The 22,708-nt window shown below is 61.9% G+C and carries 14 protein-coding genes; 7 read left to right on the forward strand and 7 right to left on the reverse strand.

Translation table 11 applies throughout. The features are described 5' to 3' along the window. Positions 1–95: 95 nt before the first annotated feature. A complete protein-coding gene (locus O9Z63_RS09280; protein ID WP_270129036.1) occupies positions 96–2,414 on the forward strand; it encodes a phospholipase D-like domain-containing protein in 2,319 nt (772 codons plus the stop codon). 447 nt (positions 2,415–2,861) lie between these two features. Here O9Z63_RS09280 and rlmF read toward each other — a convergent pair whose 3' ends face one another. The 3 genes from rlmF to O9Z63_RS09295 all read right to left on the reverse strand — a co-directional run bounded on the left by rlmF (position 2,862) and on the right by O9Z63_RS09295 (position 7,111). Continuing rightward, positions 2,862–3,785, reverse strand: coding sequence for a 23S rRNA (adenine(1618)-N(6))-methyltransferase RlmF (gene rlmF, locus O9Z63_RS09285; protein ID WP_270129037.1), 924 nt, complete (start codon positions 3,783–3,785; stop codon positions 2,862–2,864). A gap of 43 nt (positions 3,786–3,828) precedes the next feature. Further along, positions 3,829–4,467 (reverse strand): Pr6Pr family membrane protein, encoded by a 639-nt coding sequence (locus tag O9Z63_RS09290; protein ID WP_270129038.1) that lies wholly within the window; start codon positions 4,465–4,467, stop codon positions 3,829–3,831. Between the two features lie 226 nt (positions 4,468–4,693). Beyond that, entirely contained in the window at positions 4,694–7,111 is a 2,418-nt protein-coding gene (locus O9Z63_RS09295) for an endonuclease MutS2 (protein WP_270129040.1), read from the reverse strand. A gap of 470 nt (positions 7,112–7,581) precedes the next feature. Here O9Z63_RS09295 and O9Z63_RS09300 point away from each other — a divergent pair, with 470 nt between their 5' ends. After that, complete coding sequence (locus O9Z63_RS09300; protein WP_270129041.1) at positions 7,582–9,216, forward strand: S1C family serine protease; 1,635 nt, start codon at positions 7,582–7,584, stop codon at positions 9,214–9,216. 102 nt (positions 9,217–9,318) lie between these two features. Here the strand turns inward: O9Z63_RS09300 and O9Z63_RS09305 are convergent, their stop codons facing one another. Further along, the gene (locus O9Z63_RS09305) at positions 9,319–10,077 is read right to left on the reverse strand and encodes a TIGR02757 family protein (protein WP_408613894.1); all 759 of its coding nucleotides are present in this window, start codon (positions 10,075–10,077) and stop codon (positions 9,319–9,321) included. Between the two features lie 125 nt (positions 10,078–10,202). Next, on the reverse strand, positions 10,203–11,195 hold the full coding sequence (locus O9Z63_RS09310; RefSeq protein WP_270129043.1) for a LysM peptidoglycan-binding domain-containing protein: 993 nt from the start codon (positions 11,193–11,195) through the stop codon (positions 10,203–10,205). 310 nt (positions 11,196–11,505) lie between these two features. Between O9Z63_RS09310 and kdsB the strand changes: the two genes are divergently transcribed. Continuing rightward, positions 11,506–12,255, forward strand: coding sequence for a 3-deoxy-manno-octulosonate cytidylyltransferase (gene kdsB / locus O9Z63_RS09315; RefSeq protein WP_270129045.1), 750 nt, complete (start codon positions 11,506–11,508; stop codon positions 12,253–12,255). Between the two features lie 158 nt (positions 12,256–12,413). Here the strand turns inward: kdsB and O9Z63_RS09320 are convergent, their stop codons facing one another. Then, a complete protein-coding gene (locus O9Z63_RS09320; protein WP_270129046.1) occupies positions 12,414–14,549 on the reverse strand; it encodes a glycoside hydrolase family 97 protein in 2,136 nt (711 codons plus the stop codon). 275 nt (positions 14,550–14,824) lie between these two features. Between O9Z63_RS09320 and O9Z63_RS09325 the strand changes: the two genes are divergently transcribed. From O9Z63_RS09325 to O9Z63_RS09340, 4 genes are all read left to right on the forward strand, one after another. Continuing rightward, entirely contained in the window at positions 14,825–15,727 is a 903-nt protein-coding gene (locus tag O9Z63_RS09325) for an ADP-ribosylglycohydrolase family protein (protein WP_270129047.1), read from the forward strand. An 87-nt stretch (positions 15,728–15,814) separates the two neighbouring features. Beyond that, positions 15,815–16,903 carry an efflux RND transporter periplasmic adaptor subunit gene (locus O9Z63_RS09330; protein ID WP_270129048.1) on the forward strand — a complete coding sequence of 363 codons (1,089 nt, stop codon included), beginning with the start codon at positions 15,815–15,817 and terminating at the stop codon, positions 16,901–16,903. A gap of 157 nt (positions 16,904–17,060) precedes the next feature. Then, positions 17,061–20,258 carry an efflux RND transporter permease subunit gene (locus O9Z63_RS09335; RefSeq protein ID WP_270129050.1) on the forward strand — a complete coding sequence of 1,066 codons (3,198 nt, stop codon included), beginning with the start codon at positions 17,061–17,063 and terminating at the stop codon, positions 20,256–20,258. Next, on the forward strand, positions 20,251–21,687 hold the full coding sequence (locus O9Z63_RS09340; RefSeq protein WP_270129051.1) for a TolC family protein: 1,437 nt from the start codon (positions 20,251–20,253) through the stop codon (positions 21,685–21,687). Before O9Z63_RS09335 ends, O9Z63_RS09340 begins: the two co-directional genes overlap by 8 nt. 458 nt (positions 21,688–22,145) lie before the next feature. Here the strand turns inward: O9Z63_RS09340 and O9Z63_RS09345 are convergent, their stop codons facing one another. Continuing rightward, positions 22,146–22,490, reverse strand: a complete 345-nt coding sequence (locus tag O9Z63_RS09345) for a translation initiation factor (protein ID WP_269561443.1) — start codon at positions 22,488–22,490, stop codon at positions 22,146–22,148. Between the last annotated feature and the right edge of the window lie 218 nt (positions 22,491–22,708).

A 22,708-nucleotide genomic window follows, 5' to 3' on the forward strand; every position in this document is an offset into this window, starting at 1 on the left:
CCGCCGCCCCGGCAAGCGGTTTTCTGCCTGAAAGTCAGGATATTTGCAGCCGCTTTTGGTTTCAGCCTTTCGCATTCCCTTTTCTTTTTTCCTGCATGAAGAAATTTACTCTGCTGGCCTTGCTTTGCGGCATGGCTGCTTTCCGGCCTGCCCAGGCCCAGACGGCCATTACGATTGCCGCAGCCCGGGCCCAGGCGCCGGCCTTCAACACGTCGGGTGCCACCGTCACGGTGCGCGGCATCGTCACGAACGGGCCCGAGCTGGGGGCCATCCGCTACATTCAGGACGGCACGGCCGGCATCGGGGTGTACTCCACCACGCTCACCACGGGCGTTGTGCCCGGCGACTCTATCATCGTGACGGGCACGCTCAAGGATTTCCGCGGTTTGCTGGAGCTGGACCCGGTGTCGTCGTTGACGGTGCTGGCCGGCAACCGGCCGCTGCCGGCGCCGGTGCAGTTTCCAGCCGGGGGCTTCACGGCCGCCTACGCTGAGCAATATGAAGGCCGCCTGGTGCAGCTCACCGGCGCCACGTCCATCAACACGTCCACTGGCGCGGCTGTCACGTCGTTCAGCAGCACCACGTTCCGCATCAACAACAACGCCGCTACGGTGCTGTATGTGAATGCGGCCTCCACCGGCCCGTACGGCCTCATCGGCAAACCCTCGCCTACCGGCACGTTTGATGCTGTGGGCATCATGAGCCAGTTCACGACCACGGCCCCGACGCCAACGGCCGCCGGCTATCAACTGCTGCCGCGCCTCTACGAGGACTTCCGCCAGGGCAACACGCCCAACGTGGTGAACACGCCCTTCCCGACCAACATCACCACCTCGGGCTTCACGGTGAACTTCCTCACCCAAAACGCCGGCAACACCAAGCTGGAGTACGCCACCAGCGCTACCGGCCCGTTCACGGCCGTGACCAGCGCCGCCAGCACCACCAGCCACAGCCTGGCCATCACGGGCCTGCAGCCTGCCACGGTGTACTTCGTGAAAGCCAGCTCCACCAACGCCACCGGCCTGTCGGAGTCGCGCGTGGTGCCCATGATTACGGCCTCGCTTTCCAGCGGCAAGATGCGCGCCTACTTCACCAACCCGGTGAACAACACGCTGGCCCTGCCCGGCAACAACGCCCTGTTCCTGCCCAGCGGCACCGTGGCCGACACGCTGGCCCGCTACATCGGCCGCGCCACTACCACGCTCGATATTGCCATCTACAACTGGAACAGCCCCACCATTCTGGCGGCCGTGAATGCCGCCCAGGCCCGCGGCGTGCGGGTGCGCGTGATTTATGAGGACGACAACGCCAACGTGAGCGTACCGGGCCTGAACGCCGGCGTAAACCGCACCGGCCGCACCCAGACCGGCACCGGCACCATCCAGGGCATCATGCACAACAAGTTTGTGATTATCGATGCCGAGGACCCCAACCCCAACGTACCGTGGGTGTGGACCGGCTCTACCAACTGGACCGGCGCGCAGCTGTCCACGGACCGCAACAACGTGATTGTGGTGCAGGACCAGGCCCTGGCCCGCGTGTACAAGATGGAGTTCGAGGAAATGTGGGGCGGCAGCGGCGCTGCCACGGGCGCCGTGAAATTCGGCTCGCGCAAAACCGACAACACCCCGCACTACCTCAACATCGGCGGCAAGCTGGTGGAGTCGTGGTTCTCGCCCACCGACAACGTGAACGGCCGCCTCATCGACGCCATCCGCACGGCCGACTTCGACCTGCACATTGCCACCATGCTCAACACCCAGACCGACATCGGGCGCGCCATCCGCGACCAGGTGCTGCTGCGTAACATGGCGGCCTGCACCGAGGTGCTCAACAACGACACCAGCTCCACCAACTCGGGTGCCGTGCTGCGCACCATCCGGCAGGCCATCGGGGCCCGCGGCATGGTGAAAAACACCAGCGGCATCATGCACCACAAGTATGCCATCATCGACGCCGGCGCCTCACAGTCGGACCCGCAGGTGTTTGTGGGCTCGCACAACTGGAGCCTCTCGGCCAACACCGAGAATGACGAAAACACGCTCATCGTGCACGAGCCGCGCATCGTGAACCAGTACTACCAGGAGTTCGCGGCCCGCATTGCCGAGCAGAACCGCGGCGTGCAGGTCTGCAACTTGGTGCTGAGCAACCGGAACGCCACCGTGCAGCAAAGCAGCGTGCAGGTGTACCCCAACCCGACGCGCGGCCAGTTTGCCGTGCGCCTGCAGGCTGGCAAGGCCCGCACCGCCACCATCACCCTGCGCGACGCCACCGGCCGCGTGGTGCTCAACCAAACCAGCACCCTCTCCGGCCAGGACGTGGCCGTGGACGCCTCGCAGCTGCCCGCCGGCCTATACATGGTGCAAATCGTGACGCCCGAAGCCACGCAGATGAGCCGCGTGGTGGTTGAGTAGGCTTCTCGCAGTACGCCCATAAAAAAAGGCGGCTCCCAGATTTGGGAGCCGCCTTTTTTTATGAAGCTATTGTGTTGTCTTTCTCTTCAAAACAGTCAATAGCTAGTCCTATACCATTTGCCCCCAATCGAAGCATTTCCTGCGCATTGAAGCCTATTCCGCATTGTAACGTGTAGCAGTAAGTGAGATTAAGGCTGATACTTTCTTTCCCAACACCGATTCTATGCAAGGCCTCGAACTTTGGTTCTAACAAGTCTAAAAAGACATTAATGAAGTCGAAGTTTGGATCCTCATCACTTGTGACAACCAAGTACGACCATGACTGAGGCTTATCTGTGTCAAGCAATATCCGCTTCCACGGTTCCGGGTTCACACCGATGATTTGTGTGATACTATCAAAGGTTTTGAAGCTAGGCTTATCGAAACTGATATGCAGCCGATGATATTTCATTTCCAGCGGCGCGTGGCCCAGGCCTGCTGCTGCTCGGGCGTCTGAAAGGTCCAGGCGACCACGCGGGTGGCTTTCTGGCCGTGGGTCATGTCGATGGTTTTCACCTCCAGCGCCCCCGCCTTCTTGAGGAAGTGGTAGATGCTGGGCAGGGTTTCCTTCTTGGAAATGAGCGTGCTGAACCACAGCACCCGCGGCCCCAGCGGCACGCTCTGCTCCACCAGGTTGCGCACGAAGGCTTCTTCGCCGCCCGTGTACCAGAGCTCGGTGTTGCGGCCGCCGAAGTTGAGGACCGGCTCGGCGGTGCGGGGCTGGCCCAGGTTGCGGGTTTTGCGCTGGTTGGCAGCCAGGGCCTCTTCCTCCGAAGCGTGGAATGGCGGGTTGCACACCGTCAGGTCGAACTCCTCGCGGGGCTTCACTATGCCGTCGAAGATGTAGTTGGCGTGGGTTTGCTGGCGCACTTCCACCCGGCCCGATAAGCCGGGGTTGGCCGCTACCAGCATCTTCACCGATTTCAGCGCCACCAAGTCAATATCGGAGCCGACGAAGCGCCAGCCGTAGTCGTGGGTGCCGATGATGGGATACACGCAGTTGGCCCCGATACCGATGTCGAGCACGTGCACCTGCTTGCCGCGGGGCACGGTGCCGCCGTGCAGGGTTGCCAGCAGGTCGGCGGCGTGGTGCAGGTAGTCGGCGCGGCCCGGGATGGGCGGGCATAGGTAGCCGGCCGGAATATCCCAGAGCTGAACGCCGTAGAACTGCTTCAGCAGGGCTTGGTTGAGGGCCTTCACCGCGGCCGGATTGGCGAAATCAATGGTTTGGTCGCCGTGGGGGCTAGCCGTTACGAACGGCGCCAGCGCCGGGCTGGCGGCAATCAGCTGCGGAAAATCGTAGCGGTCGGCGTGGGGGTTGCGGGGATGCAAAATGAGAAGGGGTAAAAAGGTAAAAGCCCAACGGCTTTAATAATCAGGCCAAGGAGCGGCGGTGCCGCCAGTTGGAAAACGTGGCCAGCAGCACCGAAATAGCCAGCATGACCACCAGCACCAGCAGGCAGTTGCACAGCACCGGCCCGTAGCCCAGCGCCGCCACATCCACGAACGGATACGGGTAGAAGCCGGCAGAAGGCCCGCGCAGCAGCGTGTAGGCCAAGTACGCGGCCGGATAAAGCAGCCAGTACGGCAACGTGCGCCAGCGCACCGGCTGCCCGGCAATGCGCAGCAGCCAGAAGTCCAGCATGTACAAAGGTACGAGGCCGTGGAGGATGTTGTCGGCGAGGATGCCCCAGCCGGCCAGTGGCACCAGCCCGCGCAGCACTGCCTGGTACACCACGCCCACCACCAGAATGTACACCGTGAGGGCCGTACCCACCTCCGCCCGGGCCGCCCAGCGCCCGGCCACCGACTTCGGCCGCAGGCTGCGCACCAGAAAATAGCCGGCTACGAGCGTGTTGGTCAGGATGGTGAAGAAGCTGAAGAAGCGCACGACGGTTTGCAGCGGCGGCAGCTGCCGGCTACTGAACGTGACGTAGATCTGCGCCAGCAGCCCCGTTAGCGCCAGCAGCGCCCCGGCTATTGCCGGCCAGAAAATTCGACGGGAATCTTGCATAGTGCTCAGCACGGAAAGCAGGTGCAACGGTGGCCGAAAAATCAATCCTGCCGAATATAGCACAATCGTTTCAGAGCCGGTGGACGGCCCGCGCATCCTGCCGGGCCTCGGCTCCCACACGAAAAAGGGTCTGGCGAAGCCGCTCACGCGTTTCGCCAGACCCTTTGTATTGCAGCCGTTCACAAAATCCGTGAAATCCGTGGACAATCCGGGCTAATCCGTGATCCTACTTCAGCACGGCGATGGTGGCGCCGTCGCCGCCGCGGTCGGCGTGCTCGTCGGCTACGCTGGCCACCTGGCGGGTGCGGTGCAGGTAGTCGCGCACCACCTGGCGCAGCACGCCATTGCCGCGGCCGTGTAGGATCTTGATTTCGGGCACGCCCAGCATCACGGCATCGTCCACGTAGGCCGTGATTTTGGTGAGGGCGTCCTCGGCCCGCTCGCCGCGCAAGTCCAGCGTGGGGCTGAAGCTCGACATCTTACCGGTGGTGTCGAAGCCGGCGTACTGGGCCGGGGCCCGGCGCGCCGATTCCTTTTCCCGCTCCCGGATTTCGGAGCGCGTCAGCTTTTCGAGCTGGCTGATCTTGACGATGGTTTTCATGCCGCCAAAGCTCACTTCGGCGGTTTTGCCCTTCACGCTCATCAGCTCGCCGTAGCCTTCCTGCCCAATCAGCGCCACTTTGTCGCCGGCTTTCAGCGTGCCGGCTTCGGCCAGCTCGCGGGTAGCTTTGGGCTTGGGCGGCTCAATCTGCAGCTTCTCGCGCACGAAGGTGTCGAGCTTGCCGCGGGCCTCCTTGGTGCGGTCCTTGTCGGCTTGGCCGAGGCGGATTTCCTGGATGGTGGCCTCAATCTGCTGGTTGGTGTCGCGCAGCAGCAGCTTGGCTTTCTGCTTGGCCTCGCGCAGCACCTCCAGCGTGGTATCGTCGAGGTACTTCTTGAGGTCCTGGTATTCCTGGGCGGCTTTTTTCAGGCGGCGCTCAGCTTTGGCGGCTTCGGCGGTACGGGCCTCCAGGTCCGACTTTTCCTTTTCCAGGCCTTCCAGCAACCGGTCGTAGCGGATTTTATCTTTGCCGACGAGCTGGGTGGCGCGCTCCACCAGCTGCTTGGGCAAACCGATTTTGCGGGCAATTTCGATGGCAAACGACGAGCCGGGCTTCCCGATTTCGAGGCGGTAGAGCGGCTGCAGCTGCTCGGGGTCGTAGCGCATGGCCCCGTTCACGATGCCGGGCGTGCGCTCGGCGTAGTTCTTGAGGTTGGTGTAGTGGGTGGTGATGACGCCGAAGCTGCGGGCCCGGTTGAGCTGCTCCAACACGGCCTCGGCAATGGCGCCGCCCAGCGCCGGCTCGGTGCCGGTGCCAAACTCGTCAATCAGCACCAGGCTGCGCTTGCCGGCCAGCGTCACGAACTGCTTCATGCTCAGCAAGTGCGACGAGTACGTGCTCAAATCGTTTTCCAGGCTCTGCTCGTCGCCGATGTCCAGGAAAATATCATCGAACATGCCGGCTTCCGAGCCCTCGCCGGCCGGAATCAGCAGGCCGCACTGCAGCATGTACTGCACCAGCCCCACCGTCTTCATACTCACCGACTTACCGCCGGCATTCGGCCCCGAAATCAGCAGGATGCGCTGCTCCGGCGTCAGCTCGATATCCAGCGGCACCACCTCGCGCGGGTCGTCTTTGGCGTGGCCCAAAAAGGTGAGATACAGCAGCGGGTGGCGCACCTGCTTCCAGAGCATCTGGGGGCGCGGGTGCAGGATGGGCAGCGTGGCCTCCAGGCGCAGCGCCAGGCGCGCCTTGGCCCGGATAAAGTCGATCAGGCCGAGGTACTGGTAGGCTTTGCGCAGATCCGGAATGTGGGGCCGGAGCTGGTCGGTGAGGGCCGTGAGGATGCGGATCAGCTCGCGCTGGTAGGCGTTTTCGAGGTCCTTGATGTCGTTGTTGAGCTCGAACACGGCTTCCGGCTCGATGTACACCGTCTGGCCCGAGGCCGACTCGTCGTGGATCAACCCTTTCACGCGGCGCTTGTGCTCGGCCACCACGGGCAGCACCAGGCGCCCGCCCCGGATGGTGGGCTCGGCGTCGCCGGGAATCCAGCCTTCGTGTTTGGCGTGGCGCAGGATGCCCGCAATCTGCTTGCGCAGCAAACCCTGGCGCGTAATTAGCTCCTGGCGCAGCTGGCGCAGCAGCGGCGAGGCGTCGTCGCGCACGAGGCCTTCGTCGTCCACCACCTTATCGAGGGCGGCCAGCAGGTTGCGGTCGACCTGCACGCCGATGCCGAGCAGGCGCAGCGTGGGGTACAGGTCTTCGGCGGCCTGGGTGAAGAAGGTGAGGGCCTGCCGGATGGTGCGCAAGCTCATCTTAACGGCGAAGAAGGCGGCCACGTCGAGGTAGGCGCCGGGCAGGCTGGCGCGCACCAGCTGCGGGTTTACGTCGTGGTAGTGCTGGCTGGGGAAGTCGGCCCCGCTATGCAGCAGGAAGCGGAACTCGTCGGTCTGGAGCAGCAGCTTGTGCAGCTGGTCGTGCTTGGTCTGGAACACCATTTTGGCCACAAACTGGCGGCCGAGCGGGCTCAGGCACATACTTTCCAGCATTTCACGCAGCTGCGCGAAGCCTATTTTCTGCTCGAAGTTCTGAGGTAAAATCAAATCGGGTGGTCTTGGAAATCGGGATGGAATGTAAAGGTAAACAGCATTTGCTGGCGGAAAGATTCAGGTTTTCAGCATCCTCGCCAGCGTCCGGGTTTTTGCATGATCTTTTAATAGTGAATATTGAATAAAAATAGGCGCGGGCCTTTTTTTCCAGCATCTGAACCCACTACTTTTGAAAGCTGCCGCTTCGGGCGCAGCGCCCTCCTATACTAATACTAGGCAATCTGACGCGTTATTTCGCTTCCATTCATTACCAGTGCCACCTACCATCCCGCTAGCCTATCCTACTCGGAAGCCGGAGCCCCGCTATAAGGGCTCAGTTGCACTCCCGGCCCGCCGCTACTTCGGCGCCTCCCCTTTGCTTTCTCTGTAATGCCGTCTACCTGCGCGCCACCTGCTGCCAGGTATGTGCGGGCATACGCCTATCTCCTTTGCCGTTTTTTCTTTCTTCTCACTTAGGTGCCTTTATGAAACAAAAGTCTACTCAGCTTATCAGCGGTTTACTGCTCAGCTCATTGCTGCTGCCCAGCTGCGCCACCATCATATCCGGCTCTCGCCAGACGGTACGCCTAACAGGGACACCGAGCGGCAGCACGTACTACATCAACGACAAGCCCGTAGAGGCAAAACCTGTAGACGGCCAGTCCAATGCCGTAAGCGTACGGGTGCCGCGCAAGCGCAGCTCCGAGCTGAAGGTGAAGCACGAGGGCTATAAAGAATATACTGAGGTGCTGTATCCGGAAAAATCCACCGGCTTGCAGTACCTGAACTACGTACCCTTCTTCTACGGCGCTGCCACCAGCCTGTCGATGTCGACGGACGACAACGGCGATATGAAGTACACGGGGCTGCCGGGGCTGATGATTATGACCGGCGGCCTGGCCGGCCTGCTGACCGACCGGATGACCGGCGCCAACAGCCGCCTCAATAAAAAAGAAGTGCAGGCTTCCATGACCAAGCTGCCCAAAGCCGTAGCCGGCAGCCAGTCGGTGCAGTGCACGCTCATGAACGTGCGGGTAAAAGGCGGCGACAAGCTGGGCAATTACTTTGTGGAGAAAGAGCCGACCGAGATTCTGTATTTCGGTAAATCCCTCGACACCGATGCCGAACACCTGAAATCGTCCATCAACGGAGCCCTCAAGGACATCGGCTACACAGTGCCCGATGGCGAATCAAAAAGCATTTTTTCGGCCGGCACAAACTCCCGCTACACGCTGCAGGGTGAAATGCGCGACGTGAAATACAACGTGCACGCGTCGTCACCCTACCGGTCGGCACACTACGAAACCGACTGCACGGTCGAGGTGACGTGGAAGCTGCTCAACCAGTCCCGCCAGACGGTGGTGGAGCAAAAAACGACCGGCGCGAGCGTCAAGTTTGAACAGGGCGGCAGCGCCGCCTTTGAGGATGCCTTCGAAAACTCGTTTTACGCCTTCTTCTCGAATCCGGAAGTAGCCAAAGCCCTGGCGAAAGGCCCCGACACCAAAATCGAAGCTGCCGCTGCTACCACGCCCGTGAGCATGCGGCGCGGCGCGCCCATGGCCGCCGACAAAGGCCTGAGCCTGGCGGCGCGCAGCGTGGTTATCGTGGAAACCAGCAACGGCCACGGCAGTGGCTGCATTGTATCGCCCGACGGCTACATCGTAACCAATGCGCACGTGGTAGACGAGCAGCAGGAAGTGAATATTCAGCTGGCCGATGGCATGAGCACCACAGCTAAAGTGGTGCGCCTGAACGCCGAAATGGACCTGGCTCTGCTGAAAGTGGACGCCGAGGGCCTGACGGCTTTCCAGCTGCCCACCAGCAGCCTGGCTGAAATCGGGGGAGATGTATTTGCCATTGGTACCCCGGCCGATAAAGAACTGGGCCAGACTGTTACGAAAGGCATCATCAGCGGCCGCCGCAAAGTGGATGGCCGGTCCTTCCTGCAAACCGACGTGAGCATCAACGGCGGCAACAGCGGCGGCGCACTGGTGGCCCGCAGCGGCCAGCTGCTGGGCATCGTGAATGCCAAGCTGGTCGGCCGCGGCATTGAAGGCATCGGCTTTGCCATTCCGGCCGAGCAGGTAGCCGAAGCGCTGAATCTCAAGTTCACCAACTAATTCAGCGGCGGTTAGCAAACCGTTCTGAACGCACAACGGCGGGCCGCTCTTGGTGAGTGGCCCGCCGTTGTGCGTTCAGAAAAGCCCCAAGGCTAGCCCGCGCTACATCTCCCCTTCCACGCCCAGCCCAAAGAGGGCAAAATCGTACTTCACGGGGTCCAGCGGGTCGAAGGTGCGCAGGTGGGCGGTGAGGTCTTCTGCGGCCAGCCAGTCCATCTGTTTGCGCTCCAGCAAACCCAGGCGGCGCGCCACGCGCTCCACGTGCACGTCGCAGGGGCAGACGAGGTCGGCCATGGGCAGGCGGGTCCAGAGGCCGAAGTCCACGCCGTGCGCGTCCTGGCGCACCATCCAGCGCAGGTACATGTTCACGCGCTTGCAGGCCGAGCCGCGGGCCGGCGTGGCCACGTGCTTGCGGGTGCGGTGGGGCGCATCCTCCAAGCTGAAGAACAGATTGTGGAAGTTTTCCAGTCGCTCCTTCTGGGTGTTGCCTACCAGAAACGCATCTTCCAGCGTGCTGTGGCGGGTGTAGAACCAGCGCAGCCAGTGCACAAAGTAGAGCAGGTCGGTGTCGCAGAAGGTGCGGTGGCAGAAACCCAGCAGGCGCTTCAGGTCCTCATCCTGATGCTGCAGGATGAACTGGTGGGGCGCGTTGTCCATGCGCTGCAGTAGCTCGGTTACTTTGCTGATGATGGTGGGCCGCCGCCCCCAGGCCAGCAGCGCCGCAAACAGCCCACTGATTTCCACATCCTGCCGCTGCGTGAAGCGGTGCGGAATCTGGATGGGGTCATTCTGGATAAACGCCGGCTGGTTGTAGCGGGCGTAATTCTCTTCGAGGATGGTGCGGACCTGGGCGTGGTTCATGGAGGAGGGGTTCACAAAACCGTCATGCAGAGCGGAGCGAAGCATCTCGCCAGTTTAGTATAATATACTACCCTGGCGAGATGCTTCGCTCCGCTCTGCATGACGTTCGACTATAGCAATGCCGCCTACGGCACGTAGCTGGTTTCCACGCGGAAGCGGGCGTCGGGGGTGGCCAAGCGCTGCACGGCGCGGGGCGAGAGGCGCACCAGGATGTTGCTGTTTTCGCCGGTATCCGGCAGCTTCCCGATAACGCGCACGTACACCGACTGCCCGTTCATGATGTTGCGCACCTGCATGATGGTGCCCACTTCGGCCGTTTTGTGCAGGGCCAGATACTTGTCGGTGGTGCTGTTGGGGATGCTGGTGGCCAGGCCGGCTTCCGTCACGCGGCGCACGATTTCGCTGGCCCGGGTGGGGGCGCGCTCCTCAGGCTTCTCACGGGTAGTGGTGGGCGCAGCAGTGGAAGTGGCCGAGTCGGCAGGGCGCGGCACGGCGGTTTCCGGGCGGGGGGCCGGGGCCGCGGGGGGCGTTTCGCGGACGGGCGCAGTAGCCACGGCCGGCTCACGCGTAGCCGGTTCGCGGGTGGCCGGGGCGGCGGGCGTTTCGCGGCGGGCGGGGGCGGCAGTGCCGGCCGCCACGATGAGCGTCTGGCCCTGACGCACGTTGTAGTTGGGCGCGAAGTTGTTTAGCTCGGCCAGAGCCTGGGGCGTGGTGTTGAACTTGCGGGCAATAGCAAACAGGGTCTGGCCGGCTTCCACTTTGTACACGCGGTTGCCGCGGGCATCGGTGGGCAGGCTGCGGGTAGCGGCGGCGGGCGCGGCGGGGCGGGGGTTGTCGGAGGCGTTCATCACCACGCGCTGGCGCGGCACCAGCACAATCTGGCCGGTGGTGAGGGCGCCTTTCTGGCCGTTGTTGGCTTCCACAATCTGCTCGACGGGCACGCGGTAGCGGCGGGCCAGGCCGTAGAGGGTTTCGCCGGGCGCTACGCGGTGCCGGATAAGCATTTTGCCGCTCCGGTATTCCACCCCGATGGAATCGGGCAGGGCCACCAGGCCGGCGGCGGAAGCAGTGAACCCAGAGAAAACCAGCGCGGCGGACAGCAACGAGAATCGGAACATAGAAACAACAGGCAAAAGCAGCTACGGCCGGTAAACGGCAAAAAGCCGGGGCCGTGCATAAATTCTGCCGAAAGTTAGGCATTCGGGCGTAGTAGCCGAGCTTTGCGGTATCAGTGCCGCATTTTATTGTTTGTTTTGAAGATGGAAGCGCCAGATTTCGGCTGTGTGCGTCGTTGCTGACTGCCGCCATGAGGCCTGCCCGCAATCCGCAAAGTCGACGCTGCGCGCTACTTCTGCCGTTGCCTGACGCGCAACGATACCTGTTCCACGATACGCGAAGCAAAGGCTTCGCGCTACACCTACTCGCCTAATGCTTGCCATCGGTATCATTCCCGCCCGTTTTGCCTCCACCCGCCTGCCCGGCAAACCCCTCGTGGACCTGGGCGGCCAGTCCATGATTGAGCGAGTGGTGCGCCGGGCGCAGCAGTCGGGCCTGAGCCGGGTGGTGGTAGCCACCGACGACCAGCGCATCCTAGAGCACGTGCGGGGCTTCGGCGGCGAGGCCGTGCTCACTCACCCCGACCACCCCAGCGGCACCGACCGAGTGCGCGACGCCTACGAGCAGCTGGGCGTGCAGGCCGACTGCATCGTCAACATCCAGGGCGACGAGCCCTTCATCTACCCCAGCCAGATTGACGCGCTGGTGCAGCTGTTTGCAGTGCCCGAGCCGCCGCAGCTGGCTACGTTGGTGAAGCCCGTAATCAGCGAGGAAGAGCTGTTCAGCCCCCACCTGCCCAAAGTGGTGCTCAACACCCAGGGCGAGGCGCTGTACTTCAGCCGCCATCCCCTGCCCTACCAGCGCCAGCATCCGCAGGCCGAGTGGCTGCAGCACCACCGCTACCTGCGCCACATCGGCCTCTACGCCTACCGCCCCGACGTGCTGCGCGAAATCACGCAGCTGCCGCCCTCGCCGTTGGAGCTGGCCGAGAGCCTGGAGCAGCTGCGCTGGCTGGAAGCCGGCTACCGCATCCAGACCGCCGAAACCACCCTGGAAACCATCGGCATCGACACGCCGGAAGACGTGGAGCGGGCGTTGCGGCATCTGGCAGAAGCGAAGTAAAAGGTCAAAGAGAAAAAGCAAAAGCCCCCTGTCATCCTGAGCGGAGCGAAGGACCTTGTCACGTCAAAACGAGTCGTTGTTACGATGGTCGTTCAACTGTATAAGGTCCTTCGCTCCGCTCAGGATGACAGGGGGCTTTTGCTTTTTCCTTTAGCTCCTTACTTGGCTTCCACCACGCTGATGGCGTAGCCGCCGCCTGGCGCGCAGTATTGCGTGAGCTTGGATTTGCGCGTCACGTTGACTTTGCGGATGGTGTAGGCTTTCGGGTTCTTCTCGTAGTGCGCGTCCTTGGCGTCGGCGTAGATGGTGGCTACGTACTTCTTGCCGGCATCCAGGAAGCTCAGGTCGATTTTGGAGGTGCGGCCCTGCTCGTCGCAGGTGCTGCCGATAAACCAGCTGCTTTTGCCTTTGGCCTTGCGGGCGTAGGTGATGTAGTCGCCGGGCTCGGCTTCCAGCACTTTGGTGTCGTCCCAGTCCACGGCCACGTCCTTGATGAACTGGAAGGCGTCGAGGTGCTGGTTGTAGTGCTCGGGCAGGTCGGCGGCCATCTGCAGCGGGCTGTACATGGTCACGTACAGGGCCAGCTGCCGGGCCAACGTGCTATGCACAAACGAATTGTTGCTGGGGTTGAGCTTGCTGACTTTCGTTTCGAAGATGCCCGGCGTGTAGTCCATCGGGCCGCCGATGAGGCGGGTGAAGGGCAGAATGGTGGTGTGGTCGGCGTTGTTGCCGCCAAACGACTCGTACTCGGTGCCGCGGGCGGCCTCGTTGCCGATGAGGTTGGGGAAGGTGCGCGCCAGGCCGGTGGGGCGCACGGCCTCGTGGCCGTTCACCATGATTTTGTGCTCGGCGGCTTTTTCCAGCACGTACTGGTAGTGGTTGATCAGCCACTGGCTGTAGTGATGCTCGCCCAGGGGCAGCACGTCGCCCACGTAGCCGGTTTTCACGGCGTTGTAGCCGTTGTCGTTCATGAACTGGAAGGCCTGCTCCAGGTGCCGCTCGTAATTGCGCACCGAGCCCGAGGTTTCGTGGTGCATCATCATCTTCACGCCCTTGCTCTCGGCGTAGCGGTGCAGCTCTTGCACGTCGAAGTCGGGGTACGGCGTCACGAAGTCGAACACGTAGTCTTTGTGCTTGCCGAACCAGTCTTCCCAGCCGGTGTTCCAGCCTTCCACCAGCACGGCGTCAAACCCGTGCTTGGCGGCAAAGTCGATGTACTCCTTCACGTGGGCCGTGTTGGCGCCATGGGTGCCGTTGGGCTTCACAGTTTTGTAGTCGATGGAGTCGAGCTTGATGTTGTCCTGGTTGGTGTACGACCACGTGCTTTTGCCCGTAATCATCTCCCACCACACGCCCACGTATTTCACGGGCTTGATCCAGGACACGTCCTTGAACTTGGTAGGCTCGTTGAGGTTGAGCACCAACTTAGACTGCAGGATGTCGGCCGCTTTGTCGCTCACAATCACCGTGCGCCACGGCGACTGGCAGGGCGTCTGCAGGTAGCCCTTGTTGCCCACTGCGTCGGGCGTCAGGTGCGACTCCAGCACAAACGTCTTGTCGTCGAGTTCCAGGTGCATGGCCGAGTAGTCGATCAGGCTGGCTTCGTGGATGTTCACGTAGAGGCCATCAGGGCGCTTGAGCATGAGCGGCGTCTGCAGGCCGGTGGGCGAAAACGTGGTCTGGGAGGCGTTGGGCGTGACAGCCGCCTTCATCAGCCCGCGCACCTGCGACAGGTTCGAGGTAACAGTGCTGTACTCCTGGGTGTCGTAGTCGCCGGGCAGCCAGAAGGCTTTGTGGTCGCCGTTGAGGGCAAACTGGGTTTTCTCTTCCTTCACTACGAAGTAGGCCAGCTCGGGCTGGCGCGGAAACTCGTAGCGGAAGCCCAGGCCATCGTCGAACAGGCGGAACCGCACGCGCATCTCGCGCTTGGTAGCGGGCTGGGTGAGCGTCACGGCCAGCTCATTGTAGTGGTTGCGGATGGTTTTCACCTCGCCCCACACCGGGTTCCAGCTCTCATCCACCGAGCGGCGGGTGGCAGCCGTCTGGGTGAAGCCGCTGGTGAGGGCCACCGCGTTTTGCAGCTCCAGGCCCAGCTTGCTGGTGTTGAGCACCGGCCGGCCTTTGTAGCTGAGGCTGTAGGTGGGCACGCCGTTGGCCTGCACGTTCACGCTCAGCGTCAGCTGCTTGTTCGGCGACTGGAGGTCTTCGGCCTGGGCCGTGGCGCCCCACGCCAGCAGCGCCAGCAGCAGGCCCCGGCGAGCGGCGGGCAAAAAGGGAATACGGGGTAGGTTCATGCAGAGGAGGAGATAATACGCGTGGGTTCGGCCCATCGGGCCAAGGGTCGGGGAATGAAGGCTGCAAGTTGCGTTGCTCTGTGGGGTTATGCTAGCGTTGTGTTGCCCGGTTTGCCTGCGGTATTGATTTTTGGCGCGCCCGACAGCTGGCCGTAGCGCGAACTTTGTAGTTCGCGCCCCTGCGCCGTTCAAACGATTCTATCGGCGCTGAGACGCGAACTACAAAGTTAGCGTTACTACTCGCCAGCCGGGCCGGAACAACTACTTTTACCTGTATGCTAAGTGAAAAATTCGAAGCCTGCCTGTTGGCCGGGGCCATTGGCGACGCCTGGGGCAGCAGCTTCGAAAACGAGCCCACTGCCCCAGCCGCCACTACCTTTTACCTCGGCGGCAAGCCGGCCCCTGTGCGGCGCTGGGCCATTACAGATGATACGCAGCTGACGCTGGCCACCTGCGAAGCGCTGGCGGCCGGCCCCTTCGACCCCACCCGGTTGGGGCAGCAGTTTGTGGCCTACTACCAGCAGGGCCGCCTTACCGGTCTTGGGGCCAGTACGCTGCAAGCCATTCGCAACGCAGAGGCGGGAATACACTGGACGCAAACCAGCCGCCGGGGGCAGTACGCGGCGGGCAACGGGGCCGCCATGCGCATCGCGCCTTTCGCTTTTTATCCCGCTACCACCCGGCATACCATTTACGACGCCTGCCGCCTTACTCACCAGAACGAAGATGCTTACGCCGGCGCATTAGCCGTGTACCTGGCCATTCGGGCAGCCTTGCGCCACACCTGGACCGGCCGCAACAACCTCCTGGCCCTGCTCCTGCCGGACCTGCCGGATACCAACCTCACGGACCGGCTGCGGGAGCTAAGCTCGTATCCGCCCGACGCCACTATTGCCGAGGCGGCCCGGCTTGGCAATAATGGGCACGTAGTCAACTCGGTGCCGTTTGCCCTGTTCTGCGCCACCAAAATCCGGAGCCTGGGTCTGGCGCGGTTGCTGCAGCAGCTCATTGCCACCGGCGGCGACACCGATACCAACGCCTCCCTGGCGGGTCAGGTGGCCGGGGCACTGATGGGGCCGTCGGGCCTGCCGCCGGAGCTGCTGCAACGATTGGCGCAACTACCGGAATATCCGTGGATCACAGAAATTATAGAGCGCACCAAGCGTACCGTTTTGTAGCACAATAGAATTTTCCGCTTCACACGGCCTTCATGAAGACGGCGGTTGCTTTGTCCCATTCAAATCAGGATGGCACGCAATACGCATATGAAAAGAAGGTTTTTGCTGACGCTCATGGGTGTGGGCGTACTGTACGGCGGCACCAGCTGCTCCAAGGAACATAAGGAGAAAGAGGAGAAAATCAAGTTCCTCGTCACCAGCCCGCTCCAGAAAGACACGACCATCACCAAGGAGTACGTGTCGCAGATTCATGCCTACCAGCACATTGAGGTGCGGGCGCTGGAAAAAGGCTACCTCCAGAAGATCTACGTGGATGAAGGCCAGCGCGTGCAGCAGGGGCAGCTGATGTTCCAGATCATGCCCATGGTGTATAAGGCTGAGCTGCAGAAGTCGAAGGCCGAGGCCAACTACGTGAGCCTGGAGTACCAGAACACCAAGAAGCTGGCCGACAAGAACATCGTATCGGGCAGTGAGCTGGCCCTGGCCCAGGCCAAGCTCGACAAGGCCAACGCCGAAGTCGGGCTGGCCAAAACCCACCTCGATTTCACCACCATCAAAGCCCCGTTCAGCGGCATGATGGACCATTTCCAGGCCCGACTGGGCAGCCTGGTGGATGAGGGCGACCTGCTGACCACCCTCTCCGACAACAGCAAGATGTGGGTGTACTTCAACGTGCCGGAGGCCGAGTACTTGGCCTACAAAGCCCACGCCCGCACCGAAGCCGAAACCAAGGTGAAGCTGCGCATGGCCGACAACGAGGAGTTCAAGTACCCCGGCGTGGTGCAGACCATCGAGGCCGACTTCAACAACGAAACCGGCAACATTGCCTTCCGGGCCACCTTCCCCAACCCCGATGGCCTGCTGCGCAACGGCGAAACCGGCTCGGTGCTGATGACCGTGCCGCTGAAAAACGCCGTCATCATCCCGCAGAAAGCCACCTTCGAGGTGCTGGAGAAGAAGTTCGTGTACGTGGTGGATGCCAAGAACAAGGTGCACCAGACCGAGGTAACCGTGGCCTCCGAAATGCCCGACCTCTACATCATCTCGGCCGGCCTGAAAGCCACCGACAAAATCATGCTCGAAGGCATCCGCAAGGTGAAGGAAGGCGACAAAATCCGCTTCACCTACGCGGAGCCGAAGTCGGTGATTTCGCACCTGAAAGTGTATTCGGAATAGAGCTTCATTCTAGAATAGACTGTCATGCTGAGCGAAGGCGCAGCCGCAGTCGAAGCATCTCGCGTGCAGTCGTTGCGCTACTAATCCAACGAAGCGGGCGAGATGCTTCGACAAGCTCAGCATGACGCCCCAATAGTCACGAACAGCTCCCTATTTCATGTTCAGTAAATTCATTCGCCGACCCGTGTTTGCCATCGTCATATCGGTGGTAATCATGTTCCTGGGCATTCTGGCAATTAATACGTTGCCGACGTCCCAGTTCCCCGAGATTTCGCCGCCGATGGTGATGGTGAGCACGGCCTACCCCGGCGCCAGCGCCAAGGTGCTCACCGAATCGGTGCTGATTCCGCTGGAGCAGGCCATCAACGGCGTGCCCGGCATGAAGTACATGACCTCCGACGCCGTATCGGCCGGTGAGGCCAACATCCAGATTGTGTTCAACCTGGGCACCGACCCCGAGCAGGCCGTGGTGAACGTGAACACCCGCATTGCGCAGGTACTCAACCGCCTGCCGGTGCTGGTGCAGCGCGAGGGCGTGGTGGTGAACCGCGTGGTGCCCAACATGCTTATGTACGTCAACCTCTACAGCAAAGACAAGAATACCGACATGCGGTACCTCTTCAACTTTGCCGGGGTGAACATGCTGCCCGAAATCCAGCGCATCGATGGCGTGGGCCGGGCTAGCATCCTGGGTTCCCGCCAGTACGCCATGCGCGTGTGGCTGAAGCCGGACCGTATGCGGGCCTACAACCTGTCGGTGGATGATGTGATGGAAGCCCTCAACGACCAGAGCGTGATTGGCTCGCCGGGCCGCATCGGCCGCTCCGACGGCAAGGAGGCCTCAGCGCTGGAGTACGTGCTCACCTACAAAGGCCGCTTCAACGACGTGGAGGAGTACAAGAACGTCATCATCAAGGCCAACGCCAACGGCGAAACCCTGCGTCTCAAGGACGTGGCCAACGTGGAGCTGGGCTCGGAATTCTACGACATCTACTCCAACCTCGACGGCTACCCCTCGGCGGCCATCATGCTCAAGCAGACCTACGGCTCCAACGCTCTGGACGTGATTAAGAGCGTGAAAACCAAGCTGGAGGAACTGAAGAAAACCATGCCCCCCGGCATGGACTACAAGATCAGCTACGACGTGTCGAACTTCCTCGACGCCTCCACCGAAAACGTGATTCACACCCTGCGCGACGCCTTTATTCTGGTGGCCCTGGTGGTGTTCCTGTTCCTCGGCGACTGGCGCAGCACGCTGATTCCGATTATTGCGGTGCCGGTGTCGTTGGTGGGCGCGTTCATGGCCATGCAGGCCTTTGGGCTCACCATCAACATGATAACGCTGTTTGCGCTGGTACTGGCCATCGGGATTGTGGTGGATGACGCCATTGTGGTGGTGGAAGCCGTGCACGCCAAGATGGAGGAAAAGCACCTCTCGCCCTACGGCGCGGTGCGCGAGGTTATCGGCGAAATCAGCGGGGCCATCATTGCCATTACCATCCTGATGACGGCGGTGTTCGTGCCGGTGGCTTTCATGAGCGGGCCGGTAGGCATTTTCTACCGCCAGTTCTCCATCACCATGGCCGCCAGCATCGTCATTTCGGGCATTGTGGCCCTGACCTTGACGCCGGTGCTCTGCGCCATGATTCTGAAGAACAACCACGGCCAGCCCCGCAAGAAAACGCCCATCAACCGGTTTATCGACTGGTTTAACCGTGGCTTCGAGCGCCTGACCGGCCGCTACACCAACCTGCTGGAGCGGGTGGTAGACCGCCGCGTGCTCACCTTCGCGGTGCTCATTGCCTTCGGGCTGGGCATCTTCGGCATCTCCACTACCCTGCCCTCGGGCTTTATTCCGGCCGAAGACCAGGGCATGATTTACGCCGTGCTCCAGACGCCGCCCGGCTCCACCCTGGAGCGCACCAACGACCTGTCGCAACGCCTCCAAAAGCTGGCCGAAAAAGTGCCCGGCATTGAGAGCATTTCCACGCTGGCCGGCTACGAGATTCTGACCGAAGGCCGCGGCTCCAACGCCGGTACCTGCATCATCAGCCTCAAACCCTGGAATGAGCGCAAGGAATCGGTGCACGACGTGATTATGGCCCTCGAAGAAAAGGCCAAGGAAATTCCCGGCGCGACCATCGAGTTCTTCGAGCCACCAGCAGTACCCGGCTACGGCGCGGCGGGCGGCTTCCAGCTGCAGCTGCTCGACAAAACCGCCACCGGCGACTACAAGGCCCTGGAAAAAGTGAACGAGGAATTCATGACCGAGCTCAAGAAGCGCAAGGAGCTGGCCGGCTTGTTTACCTTTTTCTCGGCCAACTATCCGCAGTACGAGCTACAGATTGACAACCAGCTGGCTATGCAGAAGGGCGTGAGCATCGGCAACGCCATGAACACGCTCAGCATTATGGTGGGCTCCACCTACGAGCTGGGCTTCATTAAGTACCAGCGCTTCTTCAAGGTGTTTGTGCAGGCTTCGCCCGAGTACCGCCGCCTGCCCAAGGACATTCTGGACATGTGGGTGAAGAACGACAAGGGCGAAATGGTGCCGATGTCGGCCTTCATGAAGATTGTGAAGGGCCAGGGCGCCAACGAAATCAACCGCTATAATATGTACCCCACGGCCTCCATCCGCGGCGACGCGGCCCAGGGCTACAGCTCCGGCGAGGCCATCAAAGCAGTGCAGGAAGTGGCCGCCAAAACCCTGCCCCGCGGCTATGATATCGACTGGGGCGGCCTCTCAAAGGACGAAGTGGGCCGTGGCAACGAGGCCATCTACATCTTCCTGGTCGTGATTGTATTCGTGTACCTGGTGCTGGCCGCGCAGTATGAGAGCTTCCTGCTGCCGCTGTCAGTGATTCTGAGCTTGCCGGCCGGTATTTTCGGCTCCTTCCTGCTCATCAAAACCATGGGCCTGGCCAACAACATCTACGCCCAGGTGGGCCTCGTGATGCTGGTGGGTTTGCTGGGCAAAAACGCCGTGCTGATTGTGGAGTTTGCGGTGCAGAAGCACGAGGAAGGCATGACGGTGCGCGAAGCCGCCATTGAGGGCGCGAAAGTGCGTTTCCGGCCCATTCTGATGACCTCCTTCGCCTTCATTGCCGGCCTGATTCCGCTGGTTATTGCCCACGGCGCGGGCGCCATCGGCAACCGCACCATTGGTACGGCGGCGCTGGGCGGCATGCTGTTCGGCACCGTGTTCGGGGTGATTATCGTGCCCGGCCTGTACTACATCTTCGGCACCATGGCCGCCGGCCGCAAGCTGATTGATGATGAGAATGAGAACCCGCTGTCGGAGTTTGAGCCGCACGTATTAGTTGATGAAGAAGTTCCGAGCCATAGTCATGCTTAACAAACGCATTTATCAGGGGCTGAGCGCCGCGGTGTTGGCCCTGGCGGTGGGCGCGTGCAAAATGCCCGAGTTGGCCACCAAGGCCGCCGGCCGGCCGGTACCCGCCACCTACGCCACCACCACCCCGGACAGCACCAACACTGCCCGCAACCAGTGGCGGCAGTTCTTCACCGACCCCAACCTGGTAGGCCTCATCGACACGGCCCTGCAGCGCAACCAGGAGCTGAATATCTCGCTGCAGGAAATCCAGATTGCCCGCAACGAGGTGCAGATCCGCAAGGGTGAGTACCTGCCCTTCGTGGGCCTGGGTGCTAAGGCCGAAACGGCGCGGGCCAGCAAAAACACGCTGCAGGGCGCCACCGAGGAAGCCATCAACATCCGGCCCGAGCACCGCAACCCCGACCCGCTGCAGAACTACCAGATCGGGGCGTTTGCGAGCTGGGAGGTGGATATCTGGCACAAGCTGCGCAACGCCCGCAAGTCGGCCGCGCTGCGCTACCTGGCCACGGTGGAAGGCCGCAACTTCACGGTCACGAACCTGATTGGCGAAATTGCCACCTCCTACTACGAGCTGCTGGCCCTGGACAACCAGCTGGCCATCGTGCGCCAGAACATCGAGCTGCAGACTAACGCCCTGGAGCTGGTGAAGCTGCAGAAGGAATCGGCGCGCACCACCGAGCTGGCGGTGCAGCGCTTCGAGGCCCAGCTGCACAACACTCGCAGCCTGCAGTACGGCATCCAGCAGCGCATTACGGAAACCGAAAACCGCCTCAACTTCCTGGCCGGCCGCTACCCCCAGCCCATTGCCCGCAACTCGGCCGCGTTCAATGAGCTGCTGCCCACACCGGTGCAGGCCGGCGTGCCGGCCCAGCTGCTGCAAAACCGCCCCGATATCCGGCAGGCCGAGCAGCAGCTGGCCGCCGCCAAGCTGGACATCCAGATTGCGCGGGCCAACTTCTATCCGGCGCTGCGCATCACGGGCGGGGCCGGTTTCGGGGCCTTCAAGCCCGGGCTGCTGTTCACCACGCCCGAGAGTATGCTGTACTCGCTGGCCGGTGACCTAGTGGCCCCGCTGGTAAACCGCAACGGCATCAAGGCCCTGTACGGCAACGCCAACGCCGTGCAGATTCAGGCCGCCTACAACTACGAGCGCACCATCCTGAACGCCTACGTGGAAGTGGCCAACCAGCTGGCCAGCATCAACAACCTGCAGCAGAGCTACAACGAAAAGGCCAAGGCCGTACTGGCCCTCAACCAGTCCACCAGCATTTCCAACAGCCTGTTCCGCTCCGCCCGCGCCGACTACACCGAAGTCCTCTTTACCCAGCGCGACGCCCTGGAATCCAAGTTCGACCTCATCGAAACCAAGATGCAGCAGCTCAACGCCTCCGTAAACGTGTACCGCGCCCTGGGCGGCGGCTGGAAGTAAGATGAACGTCCCGGTCCGACGGCTCCTTCAAGCCGTCGGACCGGTCGCCGTCAGAACGATGTAGAGACGCGACACTTCGCGTCTCGTCGTTGCTGAGATTGTTTTAACCGGCGCAGGCCCGGCCGTTCAACGACGAGACGCGAAGTGTCGCGTCTCTACACCGCTACCTGCTCTTGCCACCCCAACAGCACACGTTGTCACGCTGCCACCAAGCGTTGCCATGCCGTCACAACGCGTTGCCACCTCGTCACAACGCGTTGCCACCTCGCCACCAGGCGTTGTCACCCCGCCACTAGGCGTTGCCACCTCATCACGGACCGTTGTCACCTCGCCATAGCTTAGTGACGCCTTATCAATTCGACTTGTCACTCCGCCAGCCCCCATTGCCACCCCGGCAATGGGGGCTGTCACGTTAGCAACGGTCATTGACGCGCCGCCAGGGCTCATTGTCGTGCCGGCTACCCACCCGCCTTCTTGGCTTTGTAGCCCTTTTCCAGCAGCACGGCCATCACCTTGTCGCGGAAGTCGCCCTGGATGATGATTTCGCCGTCTTTGGCGTTGCCGCCCACGGCGCACTTGGTTTTGAGCAGCTTGCCCAGCGTCTGCAGGTCGGCATCCTGGCCCACGAAGCCGGTGATGAGCGTGACCTGCTTGCCGCCACGCGCTTTTTTGTCGAGCTGCACGCGCAGATTCTGCTGCTGCGGGGGCAGCGTGGCGGCGGCGGGCTCGGTATTGTCCTGGTATTCGAAATCGGGGTTGGTGGAGTACACCACGCCTTCCCGGCGGTTCTTATCGGCTTTCATGGCCGAAATGTAGCAGAATACGCCCGCACCACCGCCCGCCAGCCTGTGGCCGGCATGACAGTGCTGGTTTCAGTAGCGCAGGGCCAAGCATAGTAAAACCCATTTATAATTGCATCTTTATGTAGTGCATTACTTCCGTTGGCTTACGTGCCCGCCTGTCGGCCATCGGCCGCCGGCCCGGCTGGCACGGGGTTGGAAATGAAGAGCGCGGCGTTGTC

The sequence above is a fragment of the Hymenobacter yonginensis genome, from assembly GCF_027625995.1.
Taxonomy (GTDB): domain Bacteria; phylum Bacteroidota; class Bacteroidia; order Cytophagales; family Hymenobacteraceae; genus Hymenobacter; species Hymenobacter yonginensis.

What these genes read in the sequence shown, in the direction of transcription:
- O9Z63_RS09280 (WP_270129036.1), top strand. Translation starts at nt 96, where the DNA reads ATGAAGAAATTTACTCTGCTGGCCTTGCTTTGCGGCATGGCTGCTTTC.
- O9Z63_RS09290 (WP_270129038.1), bottom strand. Translation starts at nt 4,467, where the DNA reads ATGCAAGATTCCCGTCGAATTTTCTGGCCGGCAATAGCCGGGGCGCTG.
- O9Z63_RS09300 (WP_270129041.1), top strand. Translation starts at nt 7,582, where the DNA reads ATGAAACAAAAGTCTACTCAGCTTATCAGCGGTTTACTGCTCAGCTCA.
- O9Z63_RS09305 (WP_408613894.1), bottom strand. Translation starts at nt 10,077, where the DNA reads ATGAACCACGCCCAGGTCCGCACCATCCTCGAAGAGAATTACGCCCGC.
- O9Z63_RS09310 (WP_270129043.1), bottom strand. Translation starts at nt 11,195, where the DNA reads ATGTTCCGATTCTCGTTGCTGTCCGCCGCGCTGGTTTTCTCTGGGTTC.
- kdsB (WP_270129045.1), top strand. Translation starts at nt 11,506, where the DNA reads ATGCTTGCCATCGGTATCATTCCCGCCCGTTTTGCCTCCACCCGCCTG.
- O9Z63_RS09320 (WP_270129046.1), bottom strand. Translation starts at nt 14,549, where the DNA reads ATGAACCTACCCCGTATTCCCTTTTTGCCCGCCGCTCGCCGGGGCCTG.
- O9Z63_RS09325 (WP_270129047.1), top strand. Translation starts at nt 14,825, where the DNA reads ATGCTAAGTGAAAAATTCGAAGCCTGCCTGTTGGCCGGGGCCATTGGC.
- O9Z63_RS09330 (WP_270129048.1), top strand. Translation starts at nt 15,815, where the DNA reads ATGAAAAGAAGGTTTTTGCTGACGCTCATGGGTGTGGGCGTACTGTAC.
- O9Z63_RS09335 (WP_270129050.1), top strand. Translation starts at nt 17,061, where the DNA reads ATGTTCAGTAAATTCATTCGCCGACCCGTGTTTGCCATCGTCATATCG.
- O9Z63_RS09340 (WP_270129051.1), top strand. Translation starts at nt 20,251, where the DNA reads ATGCTTAACAAACGCATTTATCAGGGGCTGAGCGCCGCGGTGTTGGCC.
- O9Z63_RS09345 (WP_269561443.1), bottom strand. Translation starts at nt 22,490, where the DNA reads ATGAAAGCCGATAAGAACCGCCGGGAAGGCGTGGTGTACTCCACCAAC.